Annotated in this window: 1 protein-coding gene; it reads right to left on the minus strand. The window is 59.1% G+C overall.

The window, feature by feature from the left end:
* Positions 1-1,399, minus strand: a 1,399-nt coding sequence (locus PSE6802_RS30530; protein WP_019503126.1) for an Ig-like domain-containing protein, incomplete at both ends; no start/stop codon positions are given.

Genomic DNA, 1,399 nt, shown 5'->3' on the forward strand with positions numbered 1-1,399 from the left:
GTGCTGATGCTCGTGCTGCCGTTCGTGCCTGGCGTGGCTGCTGTCACGGTTAATGGATCGCCATTCGGGTCGCTATCGTTACCCAGTACTGCAACGGATATGGGAGTACTGGCGATCGTGCTGGCAGTATCATTCGTCGCATCCGGTGGCGCGTTCGGAGCCGGATTCACCGTCACCGTTACCGTCGCCGTATCCAATCCGCCCATGCCATCGGAGATGGTGTACGCGAACGAATCCGTACCCGTGAAGCCACTGTTCGGCGTGTAGACTACCACGTCATCCGTTGGAGATGTGGTGCCGTTCGTGCTGATGCTCGTGCTGCCGTTCGTGCCTGGCGTGGCTGCTGTCACGGTTAATGGATCGCCATTCGGGTCGCTATCGTTGCCGAGTACTGCAACGGATATGGGAGTACTAGCGATCGTGCTGGCAGTATCATTCGTCGCATCCGGTGCCGCGTTCGGGGCGGGATTCACCGTCACCGTTACCGTCGCCGTATCCAGTCCACCCATGCCATCGGAGATGGTGTAGGTAAACGAGTCGGTACCCGTGAAGCCACTATTCGGCGTGTAGACCACCACGTCATCGGTGGGCGATGTGGTGCCATTCGTGCTGATGCTCGTGCTGCCGTTCGTGCCGGGTGTGGCCGCCGTCACGGTTAGCGGATCGCCATTCGGGTCGCTATCGTTGCCGAGTACTGCAACGGATATGGGAGTACTAGCGATCGTGCTGGCAGTATCATTCGTCGCATCCGGTGCCGCGTTCGGAGCCGGATTCACCGTCACCGTTACCGTGGCCGTATCCAATCCACCCATACCATCGGAGATGGTGTAGGTAAACGAGTCGGTACCCGTGAAGCCACTGTTCGGCGTGTAGACCACCACGTCATCCGTTGGAGATGTGGTGCCGTTCGTGCTGATGCTCGTGCTGCCGTTCGTGCCTGGCGTGGCCGTCGTCACGGTTAGCGGATCGCCATTCGGGTCGCTATCGTTACCCAGTACTGCAACGGATATGGGAGTACTGGCGATCGTGCTGGCAGTATCATTCGTCGCATCCGGTGACGCGTTGGGGGCGGGATTCACCGTCACCGTCACCGTCGCCGTATCCAGTCCACCCATGCCATCGGAGATGGTGTAGGTAAACGAATCCGTACCCGTGAAGCCACTGTTCGGCGTGTAGACCACCACGTCATCCGTGGGCGATGTCGTCGCACCTGGATCGATAACTACCATGCCGTTACCAGGAGCGCTAATACTGCCTGCGACGATGCTGAGCGGATCGTTGTTCGGATCCGTATCGTTGCTCAAAACACCGATGCTGACTGGCGTACCGATCGTGGTGGTTGTGGAGTCGTTCACCGCATCCGGTGGGCTGTTAGGGCTGTTAACGGTGATAGTTACCG

It is taken from the genome of Pseudanabaena sp. PCC 6802, from assembly GCF_000332175.1.
Taxonomy (GTDB): domain Bacteria; phylum Cyanobacteriota; class Cyanobacteriia; order Pseudanabaenales; family Pseudanabaenaceae; genus PCC-6802.